Annotated in this window: 13 protein-coding genes; 9 read left to right on the top strand and 4 right to left on the bottom strand. The window is 70.9% G+C overall.

The window, feature by feature from the left end; genetic code table 11:
- The 3 genes from P3L51_RS11085 to P3L51_RS11095 all read right to left on the bottom strand — a co-directional run.
- Positions 1-3,218: DNA repair ATPase (locus P3L51_RS11085; RefSeq protein ID WP_354604959.1), on the bottom strand; the 3,218-nt coding region annotated here is incomplete at its 3' end.
- A gap of 95 nt (positions 3,219-3,313) precedes the next feature.
- Positions 3,314-5,326: an SPFH domain-containing protein gene (locus P3L51_RS11090; RefSeq protein ID WP_354604960.1), complete on the bottom strand. Its 2,013-nt coding sequence runs from the start codon at positions 5,324-5,326 to the stop codon at positions 3,314-3,316.
- Positions 5,327-5,467: 141 nt separating this feature from the next.
- The gene (locus P3L51_RS11095; protein WP_354604961.1) at positions 5,468-6,112 is read right to left on the bottom strand and encodes a hypothetical protein; all 645 of its coding nucleotides are present in this window, start codon (positions 6,110-6,112) and stop codon (positions 5,468-5,470) included.
- A 273-nt stretch (positions 6,113-6,385) separates the two neighbouring features.
- On the opposite strand from P3L51_RS11095, the gene P3L51_RS11100 reads away from it, so the two are divergent.
- From P3L51_RS11100 to P3L51_RS11115, 4 genes are all read left to right on the top strand, one after another.
- On the top strand, positions 6,386-7,477 hold the full coding sequence (locus P3L51_RS11100; RefSeq protein WP_354604962.1) for a PucR family transcriptional regulator: 1,092 nt from the start codon (positions 6,386-6,388) through the stop codon (positions 7,475-7,477).
- 98 nt (positions 7,478-7,575) lie between these two features.
- A complete protein-coding gene (locus P3L51_RS11105) occupies positions 7,576-7,971 on the top strand; it encodes a DnaJ family domain-containing protein (RefSeq protein WP_354604963.1) in 396 nt (131 codons plus the stop codon).
- A gap of 196 nt (positions 7,972-8,167) precedes the next feature.
- Positions 8,168-9,625, top strand: a complete 1,458-nt coding sequence (locus P3L51_RS11110; protein WP_354604964.1) for a hemolysin family protein — start codon at positions 8,168-8,170, stop codon at positions 9,623-9,625.
- A complete protein-coding gene (locus P3L51_RS11115) occupies positions 9,622-10,641 on the top strand; it encodes a hemolysin family protein (protein WP_354604965.1) in 1,020 nt (339 codons plus the stop codon). The genes P3L51_RS11110 and P3L51_RS11115 overlap by 4 nt, the downstream gene beginning before the upstream one ends.
- Positions 10,642-10,656: 15 nt before the next feature.
- On the opposite strand, the gene P3L51_RS11120 is transcribed toward P3L51_RS11115, so the two are convergent.
- On the bottom strand, positions 10,657-11,262 hold the full coding sequence (locus P3L51_RS11120; protein ID WP_354604966.1) for a histidine phosphatase family protein: 606 nt from the start codon (positions 11,260-11,262) through the stop codon (positions 10,657-10,659).
- A 306-nt stretch (positions 11,263-11,568) separates the two neighbouring features.
- Here P3L51_RS11120 and P3L51_RS11125 point away from each other — a divergent pair, with 306 nt between their 5' ends.
- The 5 genes from P3L51_RS11125 (at position 11,569) to kdpB (ending at position 16,981) form a co-directional block, all read left to right on the top strand.
- On the top strand, positions 11,569-11,805 hold the full coding sequence (locus tag P3L51_RS11125) for a CbtB domain-containing protein (protein WP_078075664.1): 237 nt from the start codon (positions 11,569-11,571) through the stop codon (positions 11,803-11,805).
- Positions 11,806-11,841: 36 nt separating this feature from the next.
- On the top strand, positions 11,842-12,669 hold the full coding sequence (locus P3L51_RS11130; protein WP_354604967.1) for a CbtA family protein: 828 nt from the start codon (positions 11,842-11,844) through the stop codon (positions 12,667-12,669).
- Between the two features lie 284 nt (positions 12,670-12,953).
- Positions 12,954-13,043, top strand: a complete 90-nt coding sequence (gene kdpF / locus P3L51_RS11135) for a K(+)-transporting ATPase subunit F (RefSeq protein WP_354604968.1) — start codon at positions 12,954-12,956, stop codon at positions 13,041-13,043.
- A 6-nt stretch (positions 13,044-13,049) separates the two neighbouring features.
- On the top strand, positions 13,050-14,714 hold the full coding sequence (gene kdpA / locus P3L51_RS11140; RefSeq protein ID WP_354604969.1) for a potassium-transporting ATPase subunit KdpA: 1,665 nt from the start codon (positions 13,050-13,052) through the stop codon (positions 14,712-14,714).
- Positions 14,711-16,981: a potassium-transporting ATPase subunit KdpB gene (kdpB, locus tag P3L51_RS11145; protein WP_354604970.1), complete on the top strand. Its 2,271-nt coding sequence runs from the start codon at positions 14,711-14,713 to the stop codon at positions 16,979-16,981. The genes kdpA and kdpB overlap by 4 nt, the downstream gene beginning before the upstream one ends.
- The last annotated feature ends 5 nt before the right edge of the window (positions 16,982-16,986 follow it).

Genomic DNA, 16,986 nt, shown 5'->3' on the forward strand with positions numbered 1-16,986 from the left:
AACTCCCGCACCGCCGAAGCCACCTCCTTACGGAAGGCGTCGATCCCGACAGCCGGCCCGAACGTCTCGCGCACCCGCGCCAGCGACACCGCCCGGCGGGTCCAGTCCTCCCGCGCCCGCGCCCGCGCCGTCACGCCGTACGCCCAGAACAGCTGCGCCGCCGCGCGGGCCGCCGGCGGGTGGCGCAGCAGACCCGCCTCGTCGTGCAGGCGCAGCAGCGCCGTGAGGAGGACCGTCGCGTCGTGGTCGTGGACACCGCGCTGATGGCCCTCGTCGTACGCGGCCTCCGCCGCCGCCGTGACCAGCGCGGGGAGGTCGGCCACGGCCCGGAGCCCGGCCGCGCCGTGTTCGGCCAGCAGACGGGCCGCCAGGTGCTCCGCGCGGTAGACGTCGGGGGACTCGGAGGGCAGCGGTTGGTCCCAGTACGGGCGGGTCGCCTCGAACGCCGGGTCCGTGACGGGACTGCGGTAGTCGGTGCCGGTGAGCGCGAGCGCCGTGCGGTCGCCGTGCGGGACGAGGGTCAGCTCCGGCGCCCGGGTGTTCACCGCGAAGGTGTGGCGCCCGAGCCGGATCGTGGCGCCGCCGTCCGCGTACAGGTCGGTGCGGTCGCGCAGGGCCCGTGCCGCCTCCTGGCGGGCGGACAGGAGCCGCCCGTCCAGCTCCTCGGCCCGTACCCGGTCGCCCAGCTCACGGAGCTCGTCGGCCGTGCGGCGGACCTTGGCGACCATCGGGTCGGAGGCGAAGTAGGTGTTGACGGCGTCGGTGTCGGCGAGCGAGGAGAGCCGGCGGGAGATCGAGCCGAGCACGCGGAGGGCCGAGTCGGCCAGCCGCTCGGCGCGCCGGGCGCGGGTGTCCTGGAGGGACTGTCTGCGGGCGGCGAACGCCTCGTAGACCTCGGTGCGCCGGGCGTCGAGTTCGGCAAGGAAGCCCTCGTACTCGACGAAGCGCGACTCCAGGTCTTCGAGCTGGAGCAGCAGCCCGGCGAGCTGTTCGTCGCAGGTCTCGGGGGTGTCGGCGGCGGCGAGCGCGCCGGTCACCGCCTGGCCCAGCAGGGCGAATTCGGCGGCGAACTCGGCGCGGCCCTCGTGGTCGAGCAGTTCGGAGCGGCGCGCTTCGAGCGTGGCGCGGGCGCGGTTGACGCCGCCGAGGACGTTCGCGACGCGCTCCAGGACGGACGTACGGACGACGGTGTCGCCGATGTCGAGCCCCGTGACGACCTCGGTGACGGTCCGCAGCCCGGCGGCGTGCTCCTTGAGACGCGTGGCGACCGGCGTGGCCTCGGCGACCGTCGTGATGGCCGCCGCGTCGGCCGTCAGCCGCTCGACCTCGGCGTGGTGGTCCGCGAACGCGTCCTCGCGGCCGAGGAAGGCGACGGCACGGCGCGCCGCCGCGTCGATGTCGCCCCCGGTCGCCGCGACGAGGCTGTCGATCCGCTCGGTGTCGGCGTAGCGCATCTCCTTCAGCGTCACCAAGTGGCCCTGCGCGCGCCGGAGTTCGGTGAGCCGGTCCACCCAGTCGGCCGCGCCGCGGGGTGCCTCGCCACGGATACGGCGTACGAGCGCGGCGACCTGCGCGGTGGACTCGGTGAGCGCGTCCGCCGCCCGCCGGGTCAGGGTCCGCACCGTCCGGAACTCGCCGAGCACCTGCTCGGCGGTGGCCCTGATCTCGGCCAACAGGCCGTGCGGGGAGCCGAGTTCGGGGTCGGCCAGCCAGTGGTGGCGGTCGGCGGCGCGGGCACACGCGGTGACGAGCGCGGCGTACGCGGCCGTCGTCGGGGTCGCGGCGGGCGCCGTCGTCCCGGCGACCGCGCGGGCGATCGACAGGCAGTCCGCGATACCGCGCACGAGGTCGGCGTTGCCGACGCGCGCGAGGGGGCCGGTGCCGGTGGGGCGGGTCGCGGCGTAGGTGTCGGAGACGTACGGCGAGTGCCAGAGCTGGAGCGGATGCACCCGCGCGGGCTCCTGGGCCGCGCGCAGGGTGATGAGGGTGCCGTCGTCGAAGACGGCGTAGCCGCCGCCGGTCAGTGGCGCGGCGGCTTCCTTGCGGATGACGTTGTACGGCAGGAGGAGGGTGCGGCCCTCGGCGCGGTCCTGGAAGACGTACAGCACGTCCTCCCCGTTGGGGGAGTGCACCGCCCGCTCGAACTCCAGGTCCTCCACGGACCCGCTTCCCGCGTCCGTGTCGAACGTCTTGGCCGTGTCCGTGGCCGCCAGGTAGTAGCCGCCCGGGAAGACGACGCCCTGGTCCTCGGGGAGCCGGCGGCAGGACCGGCCGATGCCGTCGAGTCGGACGACCGTCCCGGAGAGGGTGTTGAGGACGAGATGGCGCCAGACGTCCTCCTTGTAAGGGCGTACACGCAGCAGGATCAGCGCGCCCACGCGCGCGTGGGCGACGTCGGCGTCCGCGAGGGACTGGAGTGGTTCGGTGACGGGCTCGGAGTAGATCCCCTCGGCGGTCTCGGTGTCGTCGGCGGTCTTGAGGGTGAGGGCGCCGCCGACCGTGGAGACGTACACCTCGCCTCCGACGCGGATGTGCGGATGGCGGCCCGGGACGTGGTCGTCGCGGGTGGCCGCCGTCCACTCCACGTCGTGCGACGGCGGGAAGACATGGTCCCGGTCACCGCGCGCGTCCAGGAACTCCGCCGTGCCGTCGGTGCGCAGCGCCCAGCGCAGTACGCGGATGTCGTCGGCCTTCTCGCCCGTACGGAACACGGCCAGCAGCTTGCCGCCGAGGTGGCGCAGTCGGAGCAGCCGCGCGCCCCGGTAGTAGCGGAACAGCGCGCCCAGCTCTCTTACGAAGGCGGGGTCGTCCAGCAGTCCGGGGACCGCGTCCTCGGGAAGCGGGCCGAGAGCCCGGTCGTGGAGGGCGAAGACGTCGGAGACCGCGATCTCAGGGCCGTGGCCCGCGGCGGTGGCGGTGTCGACGGCATGGCCGAAGAGGAGGGCGTCCCCGACGGCGACGAGGTCGCGCGGCACGCTCGCGTACGGCGTCCGGACCTGTCCGGTGCCGGTGAGGCGCAGCTCGGCGGAGCCGAAGGTCTCGGTGCGGCGGGCGTTGAGCGCTTCCGTACGGAGGGCGAGTTCACCGCCCTGGGCGGCGAGCCGGTCACGCAGCACCTCGTAGGCGCCGGCGTCGATACGCGTGCCCGCGTCCGTGCCGGTGCCGGTGTCCGTACCCGTACTGCCGCCCGCGTCCGCTTCGTTGGCCGTCGTCGTCATGTTGTGGTCACTCCCTGCGGGGTCGGCGAAGCAGGGCCGGAGCTGCCACACCCCCGTGGCGGCAGCTCCGGCCGGTCCTGATGTCCTGGCGGCCGTCAGGCCTTGAGCGCGCCGTTCAGCTCCGGGCCCAGCTCCGGGCCCAGCTCGGCGATCGGCATGTCCGCGAGCCCCAACTGCTTGGCCTTGTCGAGCAGTTCGCCCAGCTGCCCGCTCCGCGGCCCCGTACCGCCGCCCGACGCCATCAGCTTCGTCAGCAGCGCCGACACCGTCAGATTCCGCACGTCGGCCGTCGAGACGGACCCGAGCATCCTCGCCAGGTCGTCCGTGAAGCTCGCCGACCCGTCCAGCCACGGCCCCGCCAGCGCCTGCGCGGTGTCCGAGTGCCGCATGAAGCCGTCCAGGCCCTTGCCGAGCGAGATCGACGACACGAGCCGGTCGAAGAAGACGGTGTCCCCGCCGACGATGTTGATGTCCGCGCTCTCCAGGCCCGTCGCCAGCACGGCGGCCTGCGCCTCGGCGACCTGCCGCTGCGTTTCCAGGCCCGCGAGCCGCACTTCCTTGTCGGCCTCCAGGCGCAGCCGGTACTCCTCGTGGCCCCGCGACGCCTCGTCCAGCGCGGCCATCGCCGCCGCCTTCTCGGTCAGCCCGGCCGCCTCGGCGCGCAGGCGCGCCTCCGTGGCCCCGGCCTCCGCGCGGCCGGCCTTCTCGACCGCGTCGGCCTCCTTCTCCCGTACCTGCACCGCCGCCAGGCCGACGGCCGCCGTCTCGGCCTGGATGCCCTCCGCCAGCCGTGTCTTGGCCGTCGCGTCGAGGTCCGCCGACTTCACCCGCGCCTCGGCGAGCGTGATCTGCTCGGCGGCCCGGTGGACCGCCGCCTGCTCGGCAGCCTCGGCCGCCTTGATGTCCTTGACCAGTCGCTCCTGCGCCTCGGCCTCGGCCGCGATGATGATCGACTGGCGGTCGCGCTCGGCGGACTCCACGGCGCGCAGCCGCTTGATGGACTCCTCCTGCTCGGCGACCGTACGGTCCACGGCGATCCGCTCGCGGATCACCTCGGCGATCTCCCTGCGCTCCGTCTCGACCTCCTTCTCGGCCGAGATACGGGTCAGTTCGGTCTCCCGCTCGCGGGCGATGACCTCAAGGAGGCGGTCCTTCTCGATGCGCTCGGTCTCGATGGCGATGACCCGCTCGCGGTTCTTCTCGGCGACGGCGACCTCGCGCGCCTGGTTCTCGCGCTGGACACCCAACTGCTCCTCGGTATGGAGGAAGGCGCTCTGCGCCCGCAGCCGCTCCTCCTCGCGCACGCGCGCCGTCTCGGCCTCCTCGCGTGCCCGTACGGTGTCGATCTCGCGCTTCTGCTTGATCTCGGCGTCGGCCTGCCGGCGCTCCAGCTCCAGGATGGCCTCGCGGGCGTCGACGTTCTGCCGGGTGGTCTCCTTCTCCTCGGTACGGAGGAACTCGTTGGTGCGGACATGCTCGATCGCCGTCAGCTCGGTGATCTTCCGGATGCCCTGCGCGTCCAGGATGTTGTTCGTGTCGAGCTGCGCGAGCGGCGTCTGCTCCAGATAGTCGATCGCCGCGTCCTCCAGGCTGTAGCCGTTGAGGTCGGTGCCGATGACCTGGATGATCCGGTCCCTGAACTCGTCGCGCTTGGTGTAGAGATCGGTGAAGTCGAGCTGCTTGCCGACCGTCTTCAGCGCCTCGGAGAACTTGGCGTTGAACAGCTCCTGCAACGTCTCCTTGTCACTGGCCCGCGCCGTGCCGATGGCCTGTGCGACCTTGATGACGTCCTCGGTCGTCTTGTTGACCCGGACGAAGAACGAGATCCGGATGTCGGCGCGGATGTTGTCCCGGCAGATCAGTCCGTCCCGGCCGGTGCGGGTGATGTCGATGGCCTTGACGGAGATGTCCATCGTCTCGGCCTTGTGGAGCACGGGAAGGACGACCTGGCCGGTGAAGGTGACGTCGACCTTCCGCATCTTCGAGACGATCAGGGCCTTGCCCTGCTCGACCTTGCGGAAGAGCCGGCTGACGACCAGGAGCAGGGCTACCGCGATGAGCAGGAAGACGGCGACGAGCACGCCGACGCCCAAGGTGATGGCATCCATGAGAAATCCTTGCGTGGAGGCATGAGGAGGCATGAGGGCCCGGCCGACGAGGGGTCGGGTGAGATGAAGGGATCAGGCGAGGAGATCAGGCGAGGGGATTCAGGCGGCGGCGGTCAGGCGGCAGGGACCGGTCGGCGGCGGTCAGGCGGCCGAGGCGCGCGGGTCGAGCGCCGTGTCGTACGGCGCGACCCAGAAGAACTCACCGGCGTCGTCGTAGGCGTACAGCAGCCCCGTGCTGCCGTTGCTCAGCGTCGGCGCGTCGGCCTTCGCGGTGTCCGCGCGATGCTGCCTGACCTGTACGACGGCGGTGGAGCCGTCCCGCGCGGCGACCTCGGCCTGGCCGAACCAGGCATCCACCCGTCCTGTCCGGATGGTGCAGGTCAGTCCCACGAAGTCGAGCCGGGACGGCCCGGGTTCGTCGGGGAAGAGCGTGTGCAGCGGCCGTACGAGCAGCCGGGTGGCCCACCAGGCGAGCAGTGTCGCGCCGGCCAGCACGGCGAGAGCCGACGCGGCGCGTACGAGACCGGAGGCGTCGAAGGCGCCGAAGCGGCGCAGAGTCACGGAAGCGGCCAGGCTGCTGAACCACGCGACGGCTGTCAGCAGTGAGAAGGCCACGGTGACCGGCACTCCGCCGATCCCGGCGGCGTCGAGGTCGACGTCCGAGTCGAAGCTCTCGGTCTCGGCGGCGCCGACCAGCACCAGCAGCCAGAAGCCGACGACCACGATCAGCGCGGCGGTGAACAGGAAAGTGGGGAATCCGAGTGCCGCGTCGATGAATTCACGCATTCCCGTTCCTCCCTCGCCCGGCGCTCCGCCGCCGTACCGACCGGACCGGCTCCGGATGCCGGAGTGCGAGTGCGCGCACTCCGGCACCGGAATCCGTCCCCCGTTTTCCGTGGTCCGATCCTGTCAGCCGACGGGCCGCGCCCGCATTGCCGGATCCCGGCAATCTTTACGGGTCCTTAATGCCGGGTGTCGGCGCGGGATCGGTGTCTGACAGGCTGGGCGGCGCCCGCGTTAAGAACGCGTCAGGACGGATCAGGAAGCCGGGGGGCTGCGATGGCGGACCACACGACAGGCCGGACCACGGACCACGAGGTGTTCCAGGAGTACTTGACCGGCTACGACCGGATCCTGTCGGACGTCTCGGTGACCGGACGCCGCCTCACCCGCGACGAGCTGGACTCGCGCCGCGCGCTGGGCGAGCAGGCCGCCGAGGCCGGGCACGGCCTGCGGGCACTCGTCAGCAGGTATCTGACCGCCACGCGCGCCGCCTGGCCCGTCTCCTCTGCCGACACGGCGTCCGCCGACAGCGTCCTGGCCGCCGTCGAGCAGGCGGTCGACGCGTTCGCCGAGGGGTACGAGCGGGCCCAGCGGCTCGCGGTACGCCGCGAGGAGGCGTCCCGGCGTGAGTTCATCGACGACCTGCTGCACGGGCGCAGCGACCTCGGCAGGCTCGCCGAGCGGGCCGGGCGCTTCGGGCTCCAGCTCTCCCACGCGCACGCGGTGGCCGTGGCCGTCGGGGAGGCCGCGTACGCCGAGACCGACCCCGTCACCCGGAGCGTCGAACTGGCCCTCGTCTCCCGCTTCGGTGACCGCCGCATCCTGCTGACCACCAAGGACGGGCGGCTCATCTGTGTCGCGCCCGCCGACGAGGGCGACGTCCTCACGTACTTCGCGAAGCAGGCGCACGCGGCGACGGGCGGCGGACGGGTCACCATCGGGCGCGCGCACCCGGGGGCGGGCGGCGTAGTGCAGTCGTACGAGGAGGCGCTCAACGCCCAGGACCTCGCCGAGCGGATGGAGCTGGAGGAGCCGGTGCTGCGGGCGGCCGACCTGCTGGTCTATCCGGTGCTCAGCCGGGACCGGGAGGCGATGGCCGATCTCGTACGCAGCGCGCTCGGCCCTCTCAAGGAGGCGCGCGGCGGCGCCCGGCCGCTGCTCGACACATTGACGGCGTACTTCGACGCGGGGTGTGTGTCGGCGGAGGCGGCGCGGCGGCTGAATCTGAGCGTGCGCGCGCTGACGTACCGGCTGGAGCGCATACACAAGCTCAGCGGGTCGGACCCGGCGGAGCCGTTCCAGCGCTACACGCTCCAGACGGCCGTGATCGGCGCGCGGCTGCTGGACTGGCCGGCGAAGGAGATCTGACCACTCCTGGTCGCGCCGTCCCCCAGGCACTATGGAGGAGGCCGGTGTCGCCACGCCGCCATCGCCCCGTAGCCACGGACGAGACAGGAGGTCGCGGGATGACCGAGCGCAAGCCACCCGGCGTCAACTTCGAGACATGGGTCGACAGGCAGGTCCGGGAGGCCGCGGAGCGCGGCGCCTTCGACAATCTGCCGGGGGCGGGAAAGCCGCTGGCGTCCGAGGCCGCTCCGTACGACGAACTGTGGTGGATCAAGGGAAAGATGGAGCGGGAGGGAATCTCCTACCTGCCGCCGACGCTGAGCCTTCGTAAGGAGGTCGAGGACGCGGTGGCCGCCGCCCGCGAGGCGGTGTCGGAAGCGCAGGCGCGGCGGATCATCGCCGCCGTCAACGAGAAGATCCGCGCCGCCGTCGCCAGGCCGCCGGCCGGGCCGCCGCTCAACAAGAAGCCGTTCGACGTCGAGGAGATCGCCGCCGAGTGGCGAGAGCGACATTAGTCACTCTCCGTCACCCCTTCGGGTACTCCCATTCTGTTTGCCATTCCTTTACCATGATGTTTCGTCCCCTCTGCCGATCACGGCGGGGACACCCGACCGACAAAGAAGGAAGCAGCAGTTCCACGATGGAGCCTCCTAGTACCAGCCGTGCCATTTCCCCTCCGCTTTACCTGACCGGCGGAGCGGGGGTGGCACGGTGACCGAGATCTTCTTCCTGCTGATCGCCCTCGGGCTCACACTCGCCTGCGCCGTCTTCGTGGCCGCCGAGTTCTCCCTGACGACCGTCGAGCGCGACAGCCTGGAGCGCGCCGCCGCGGCCGGTGAGCGCGGCGCCGAAAGCGCGCTGAAGGCTGTCCGGCGCCTCACCTTCCAGCTGTCCGGCGCGCAGCTGGGCATCACCGTCACCTCCCTCGTCATCGGCATGCTCGCCGAGCCGTCCATGGCCGTGCTGCTGCGCGGACCGCTGGAGGCCGTCGGGCTCGGCTCCGCCGCGTCGGTCGTGGCCACCGTCCTCGGCGTCGTGATCTCCACGATCGTGCTGATGGTCATCGGCGAGCTGGTCCCCAAGAACTGGGCCATCTCGCGACCCCTGGCGGTCGCCAAGGTCGTCGCGGGCCCGCAGCGCGGCTTCACCGCCGCCTTCGGCCCGCTCATCCGGCATCTCAACAGCACGGCGAATCGTTTCGTCCGGCGCATGGGCCTGGAGCCCACCGACGAGCTGGTCTCCGCCCGTACGCCTGACGAGCTGATCTCGCTCGCCCGGCACTCCGCCGCCGAGGGCGCGCTGGAGCAGGACTCGGCCGAGCTGTTCGTACGGACCCTGCGACTCGGTGAGCTGACGGCCGAGAACGTGATGACGCCCCGCGTCGACGTCCAGGCGCTGGAGGCCGGGGCGACGGCGGCCGACGCCGCCAATCTGACCTACGCCACCGGCCTCTCCCGCTTCCCCGTCTACCGCGACAGCCTGGACGAGGTGATCGGCACGGTCCACATCCGTGACGTCCTCGCCCTGGAACCGGAGCGGCGCGACCGCGTGTCCGTCACCGAGCTGGCCAGCGAGCCGCTGCTGGTGCCCGACACCCTGACCGCCGACCTGCTGCTGGACCGGCTGCGCGCCGCGCGCACGATGGCCGTGGTCATCGACGAGTACGGCGGCACGGCCGGCGTGGCCACCATGGAGGACATCGTCGAGGAGGTCGTCGGCGAGGTACGCGACGAGCACGACCCCGTCGAGACCCCCGACCTGCTGCCCGCGCCGCCGAACGCGGACGGGCGCGCGACCTGGGAGGCGGACGGCAGCGTACGGATCGACGAGCTGGCGCGGATCGGGCTGGTCGCCCCGGAGGGGCCGTACGAGACCGTCGCCGGACTCGTCGCGGCCCGCCTCGCGCGAATCCCCGTCGAGGGCGACACGGTCGAACTGGACGGCTGGCGACTGGATGTCCTGGACATCGAGCACCACGTCGCCGAGCGCGTGCGCATCACCGAGCCGGCGCGGGCCTTCGCCGCCGGGACCGACACGGAGCCGTACGCGGCACCCTCCGTACCCGGCGGCGGCACCGCGCCCGACACGGCCACGGCGCCCGACACGGCCACCGCCGTCACCACCGACACCGACGACCCCTCGCGCCAGTACGCCGGAGAAGCCCGATGACCGCCCTGCAACTGACCATCGGCGCCCTGACGCTGCTGACCAACGCCTTCTTCGTCGGCGCCGAATTCGCCCTCATCGCCGTCCGCCGCAGCCAGATCGAGCCGCACGCCCGCAAGGGCGACAAGCGGGCACCCACCGTGCTGTACGGGCTGGAAAACCTCTCGGCCATGATGGCCACCGCCCAGCTCGGCATCACCGTCTCGTCCCTGGTCCTCGGCGCCGTCGCCGAACCGGCCATCGCGCACCTGCTGGAGCCCGGCTTCGAGGCGGCGCGGATCCCCGAGGCCCTGGTGCACCCGATCGCGTTCGTGATCGCGCTGACCCTGGCCACGTATCTGCACATGCTGTTCGGCGAGATGATCCCGAAGAACATCGCGCTCGCCGCGCCCACCAAGACGGCGCTCGTGCTCGGCCCGCCGCTGGTCGCACTGACCCGCGCGCTGCGTCCGCTGATCTTCGGCATCAACGCGTTCGCCAACGTCCTGCTCCGGCTGATCAAGGTCGAGCCCAAGGACGAGGTCGCCGCCGTCTTCAACGACGACGAACTCGCCCGGATGGTCGCCGTCTCCAGCCAGGCCGGGCTGCTCTCACCGGCCGACGGCGAACGGCTGCGGGACGCGCTGGAGCTGGGCACCCGCCCGGTCGGCGAGCTCCTCGTACCGCTGCGCCGGATGGTCACCGTCGACCACCGGGTGACACCCGAACAGCTGGAGCGGATCGCGTCGTCGGCCGGCTTCTCGCGGATCCCGGTCACCGGGCCCGCCGGCGCCGTCCTGGGCTACCTGCACATCAAGGACACCCTCGGCGTCGCCGACCGCACCAAGCCGTTCCCGCGCTCCACGCTCCACGCGGTGACACGCGTCCGGATCGACACCCCGCTGGACGACACGCTCACCGCGCTGCGGGCGGCCGACAGCCACCTGGCCGCGGTGACGGGAGAGGCGGGCACGGTGCTCGGCTTCGTGACGATGGAGGACGTGCTCGGCGAACTGGTGGGACCGGCCACGCCGGCGTAACCCGCGCGGTTCGCCTCAGCGCGAACCGCCTAGCAAGGGACGGCCGCTGCGCAGATTCCAGCGGCCGTTCCGCCCGCTCAGCTCCGTGACCGTCAGCGGCTGTACGTCGATACGCCAGAACACCTGCGTCGGCGCGCCGATCGCCTGCACCGTCAGCGCGCGTACGACATCGGGCTCGGCGACCGCGAGTATGCGCGCCGAGTCCGGGCGCGCGTCCGCGCCCAGCCCGTCGAGCCAGTGGCCCAGGCGGATGTGCAGCGCCTTCAGCGACTCCCCGCCGTGCGGCGCCGCCGTCGGGTCGGCCAGCCACGCGGCGACCGCCTGCGGCTCCGCGGCGCCGACCTCGTCCAGCCGCATCCCCCGCCAGCGGCCCATCCCGCACGTCCGCAGCTCCGGCAGGGGCTCCGCGACCAGGCCGAGGGCTTCCGCCGTCTGGTGGCAGCGCACCGAGGGTGACGCGAACACCCGGTCCGCGGTGGCGCGTTGCTCGGCGAGGGCGTGCGCGCCCCGTACGGCCTCGGCCTGGCGCAGCCCGGTCGCGTCCAGCGGTCCGTCGGCGAAGCGCGCCTCGCGCAGCGCGGTGCTGAGCGCCGGTGAGATCAACGTCACGCGGGTGGTCATAGTGCTCTCCAGGGTGGTGCGTTCGCGGGACACCCCCCACCGCGCGCCCGCCGCACGCCGGTCGGGCACCGGGGCCGGGTGGAGACGCGGGAGGAGTCGCCCTCTTGGCCCACCTGTCCGATCGCGGTACGTTCACGTCGATATCACGACGGCGAGACGGAAGTCCGGTGAGATTCCGGCACGGTCGCGCCACTGTATGCCGGGCAGCCACCGCGTACGCGCGGCGAGGCGGCTCGGTGAGTCAGACCCGATGGTCGTCGTGCGAGCTCCACCGAACGGGACGCGAGTTCCCAAGGAGGTTGTGCCATGGCTGAGTCCATCGTGCCCCCGGCCGTTTCTTCGCCCATCGGATCAGCGATATCCCCCCTGACTCCCTTGCCCCTGCGGGCGGTTCTGCCCTGGGCGGTCTTCGTGGGCACGCTGATGCTGGTGCTGCTGTACTTCGTCGGTGCCGAACAGGGCGCCACGTCGGTGTTCTCCGGGGCGGGTGTGCACGAGTGGGTGCACGACGGCCGTCATCTGCTCGGCTTCCCCTGCCACTGATCTGACGGACGCGGGCCACCCTCGGAGTACATCACCATGCAATCGTCCACCGTCAGAAACCTTCTGGTCCGCGGCATGATCGCGGGCGTCGTCGCCGGACTGCTCGCCTTCGCGTTCGCTTACGTGGTGGGGGAGCCGTCCATCGACTCCTCCATCGCGTTGGAAGAGGCCGCGTCCGCCCCGGCCCATGAGCACGGCGACGCGGCAGCCGCCCCCGCCGGGGAAGAGGAGGAGGAACTGGTCACGCGGCCGGTCCAGTCGACCTTCGGCCTCGCCACCGGCGTGCTTGTGTACGGAGTGGCCCTGGGCGGCATCGCCTCGCTGGCCTTCGCCGTCTGTCTGGGCCGGGTCGGCCGTATCCGGCCCCGGGCGACGGCCGCGCTGGTCGCGGGCGCCGCCTTCACCACCGTCTATCTGGTGCCGTTCCTGAAATACCCCGCGACCCCGCCGGCCGTGGGCAATCCCGACACCATCGGGAAGCGCACGACGCTGTTCTTCCTGATGATCGCGCTCAGCGTGCTGGTCGCGGTCATCGCCGTCATCGCCGGGCGGCGGCTCGCGCCGACGCTGGGCAACTGGAACGCGACCGTCGCCGCCGCCGGCGGCTATGTGGTGGTCATGGCCGTGGCGTGTCTGCTGCTGCCCCCCAATACCGACGCGGTGAAGGAGACCTTCCCGGCCGCGCTGCTCTGGGAGTTCCGGCTGGCCTCGCTGGGGGTCCAGGCGCTGCTGTGGACGGCCTTCGGGCTGATCTTCGGCGCGCTGGCGGAGCGCGTACTGCGTCCCGGGGAGGACCGGGAAGCCTCGGGGGCCCCGGGTGCTCCGGAGGCCGTAACGGCCGTGTCGGCGGCCCGCACCGGCTGACGCCGGGAGCGACCGCCCCCCGTACACAGCTTGTGCCCGGCAGGAATCCTGCCGGGCGCAAGTCATGTATGGGCCATCCGTGTATGAGATCCGTAAAACGCGCCCCTCGCGCCGTATGGGACCCGTCAACGGCGCTCGTGTCCCCGAAAAAAGAGGCTTTCCTCTAGAGGTCCAAGAATTTCCGACCTCTTTCAGGAGCTCACGATGGCCGATGTGGCCTTCGTCGTCACCACGATCGTGCTGTTCGCGCTGGTGGCTTTCGTTGCCAAGGGGGTGGCGAAGCTATGACCGTGGAGAACATCGTCGGTCTCGTCATCGCCGTCTCCCTGCTGGGCTATCTGGTCCTCGCACTTCTCTTCCCGGAGAGGTTCTGAGCCCTGATGAGCCCCGTCCTCGCCGGTGTGCTCCAGTTGCTCGCGCTCATGGTGGCGCTGGCCCTGGCATACCGACCCCTCGGCGACTACATGGCCGGTGTCTATTCCTCTCCGAAGCATTTGCGTGTGGAGAAGTGGATCTACCGTGCCGTGGGCGCCGATCCATCCACCGAGATGCGCTGGCCCGCCTATCTGCGGGGAGTTCTCGGCTTCTCGTTGGTGAGTGTCCTCTTTCTGTATCTGATGCAGCGGATCCAGGGCGGCCTGCCCGGCTCACTCGGCTTCTCGTCGATCGATCCGGACCAGGCGTTCAACACCGCCGCCTCATTCGTGTCGAACACCAACTGGCAGTCGTACTACGGCGAACAGGCCATGGGCCATGTCGTGCAGACCGGCGGCCTGGCGGTGCAGAACTTCCTCTCGGCCGCCGTGGGCATGGCCGTCGCCGTCGCGCTCGTACGGGGCTTCGCCCGCTCCCGTACCGGTGAACTGGGCAACTTCTGGGCCGACATGGTGCGCGGCACCGTGCGTATCCTGCTGCCGATCGCGCTGGTCGGAGCGATTCTGCTGGTCGCCTGCGGGGCGATCCAGAACTTCGCCGGGATCCACTCCGTCGGCCAGTTCATGGGCGGCTCCCAGCAGTGGAACGGCGGCGCCGTGGCCTCGCAGGAGGCCATCAAGGAACTGGGCACCAACGGCGGCGGCTACTTCAACGCCAACTCCGCGCACCCCTTCGAGAACCCCAACGGGCTGTCGAACCTTCTTGAGATCTTCCTGATCCTGCTCATTCCGCTGTCGCTGACGCGGACGTTCGGGCGGATGGTCGGCAGTGTGAAGCAGGGGTACGCGATCCTCGCCACGGTGGTGACGATCTGGGTCGTCTTCACCGCGCTGATGATGTGGACCGAATTCCACCACGGAGGCCCGGCGTTCGACATCGCGGGCGGTGCTCTGGAGGGCAAGGAGACACGGTTCGGAGTCGGCGCCTCGTCGATCTTCTCGGTGGCGACGACCCTCACCTCGACGGGTGCGGTGAATTCGTTCCTCTCCTCGTACACCGGTTTCGGCGGCGGAATCGCCATGCTGGGAATGCAGTTGGGCGAGATCGCGCCCGGCGGTGTGGGATCCGGTCTGTACGGAATCCTCATCATGGCAGTCATCGCGGTGTTCCTCGCGGGTCTCATGGTCGGCCGTACACCGGAATACCTGGGTAAGAAGATCGGCACCCGGCAGATCAAATTCGCCGCGTGCTACATCCTCATCACCCCGGCCCTGGTGCTGTGTTTCACCGGTGTGGCGATGGCGATGAACACGCCCGCGAATTCGATGACGAACAGCGGCGCGCACGGATTCTCCGAGATTCTGTACGCGTATACGTCGGGTGCCAACAACAACGGTTCGGCGTTCGCGGGGCTCAACGCGGACACGCAGTGGTTCAACACCTCCATCGGTATCGCGATGCTGCTGGGGCGTTTCCTGCCGATGGTGTTCGTCCTGGCGCTGGCCGGCTCGCTGGCCGAGCAGAAACCGGTGCCGATGACCGCGGGCACCCTGCGTACCGACAAGCCCCTGTTCAGCGGGCTCCTGGTCGGCACGATCATGATCGTCGCCGGTCTGACCTACTTCCCCGCGCTCGCGCTGGGACCGCTCGCCGAAGGACTCGCGTCATGAGCACTGCCACCTCGACCCCCACGCCCGACCCCGACCCCGGCTCGGGCTCGGGCTCCGACCCCAGCTCCGGCTCGGGCTCGGGCTCCGACCCCAGCTCCGGCTCCGGCTCGGGCTCCGACCCCAGCTCCGGCTCCGGCTCGGGTCTCGGTCCCTCGCGGGCGCCGCACTCGGACGTGCCGACCTCGCACCGGCCCGGCGACGACGGGCGTATCGGCGGCGGTCTGTTCGACCCCAAGCAGTTGCTCAGATCCTTCCCCGACGCGATCAGGAAGCTTGATCCGCGGGTGATGGTCAAGTCCCCGGTGATGTTCGTGGTCGAGATCGGCTCGGTGCTCACCACCGTGCTCGCGATCACGAAACCGGGCGACTGGTTCGGCTGGGCGATCACCGCCTGGCTGTGGCTGACCACGATCTTCGCCAACCTCGCCGAGGCTGTCGCCGAGGGCCGCGGCAAGGCGCAGGCCGACACCCTCCGCAAGGCCAAGACGGACTCCGTCGCACGGCTGCTGACCGGCCCGAACGAGGAGCGGGTACCGGGCACCGACCTGCGTATCGGAGACCTGGTGGTCTGCGAGGCGGGCGACATCATCCCCGGTGACGGCGATGTCGTGGAAGGCGTCGCCTCCGTCGACGAGTCCGCGATCACCGGTGAGTCGGCCCCCGTCATCCGGGAGTCGGGCGGTGACCGCAGCGCGGTCACCGGCGGGACGAAGGTCCTCTCCGACCGAATCGTCGTCAAGATCACGACCAAGCCCGGTGAGACGTTCATCGACCGGATGATCGCGCTGGTCGAAGGCGCGGCCCGGCAGAAGACACCCAACGAGATCGCGCTGAACATCCTTCTCGCGTCCCTCACCGTCGTCTTCCTGCTGGCCGTCGTCACCCTCCAGCCGTTCGCGATCTACGCGGGCGCCCAGCAGTCGATGATCGTGCTCACCGCACTCCTCGTCTGCCTCATCCCCACCACCATCGGCGCGCTCCTCTCCGCCATCGGCATCGCCGGCATGGACCGCCTCGTCCAGCGCAACGTCCTGGCCATGTCCGGCCGCGCCGTCGAAGCGGCGGGCGACGTCTCGACCCTGCTGCTCGACAAGACCGGCACCATCACCCTCGGCAACCGCCAGGCGGCGGCCTTCCTCCCGGTGGAGGGGGTCACCGCCGTCGAACTCGCGGACGCCGCACAGCTCTCGTCACTCGCCGACGAGACGCCCGAGGGCCGGTCCATCGTGGTGCTGGCGAAGGAGAAGTACGGCCTGCGGGAGCGCAGGCAGGGGGAGTTGGGGCAGGCGGACTGGGTGCCGTTCACGGCGCAGACCCGGATGTCTGGTGTCGACCTCACGGCGGAGGAGCCGGGCCGGCAGGCCGGAGCCGTACGCAAGATCCGCAAGGGCGCGGCCGGTTCGGTCGTCGCCTGGGTCGAGCGGCACGGCGGACGCGTCGCGCCGGACGCGCGCGTCCTGACCGACCGCATCTCCGAGAACGGCGGTACGCCGCTGCTCGTCGCCGTGGAGGACGAGCGAGGGGCGCGGATCCTGGGTGTCATCCATCTCAAGGATGTGGTGAAGGAGGGGATGCGCGAGCGGTTCGAGGAGCTGCGCCGGATGGGGATCAAGACCGTGATGATCACCGGTGACAACCCGCTGACGGCGCGGGCCATCGCGGAAGAGGCCGGGGTGGACGACTTCCTCGCCGAGGCCACGCCCGAGGACAAGATGGCCCTCATCAGGCGTGAGCAGGCGGGCGGCAAGCTCGTCGCGATGACCGGTGACGGTACGAACGACGCGCCCGCGCTCGCCCAGGCCGATGTCGGCGTCGCCATGAACACCGGCACCTCGGCCGCCAAAGAGGCCGGGAACATGGTCGACCTGGACTCCAACCCGACGAAGCTCATCGAGATCGTCGAGATCGGCAAGCAACTCCTCATCACCCGGGGCGCGTTGACGACGTTCTCGATCGCCAACGACGTGGCGAAATACTTCGCGATCATCCCGGCGATGTTCGCCGTCGTCTATCCGGGCCTCGACAAGCTCAACATCATGAGCCTGTCCTCACCCGAGTCGGCGATCCTCTCCGCCGTCATCTTCAACGCGCTGATCATCGTCGCCCTGGTGCCCCTGGCCCTGCGGGGCGTGCGCTACCGCCCCATGAGCGCGGACCGGATGCTCCGCCGCAACCTCGGGATCTACGGCGTCGGCGGCCTCATCGCCCCCTTCGTCGGCATCAAGATCATCGACCTTCTCATCTCACTCATCCCCGGAATCGGTTGATGTCC

The organism is Streptomyces panacea (assembly GCF_040560175.1).
Taxonomy (GTDB): domain Bacteria; phylum Actinomycetota; class Actinomycetes; order Streptomycetales; family Streptomycetaceae; genus Streptomyces; species Streptomyces panacea.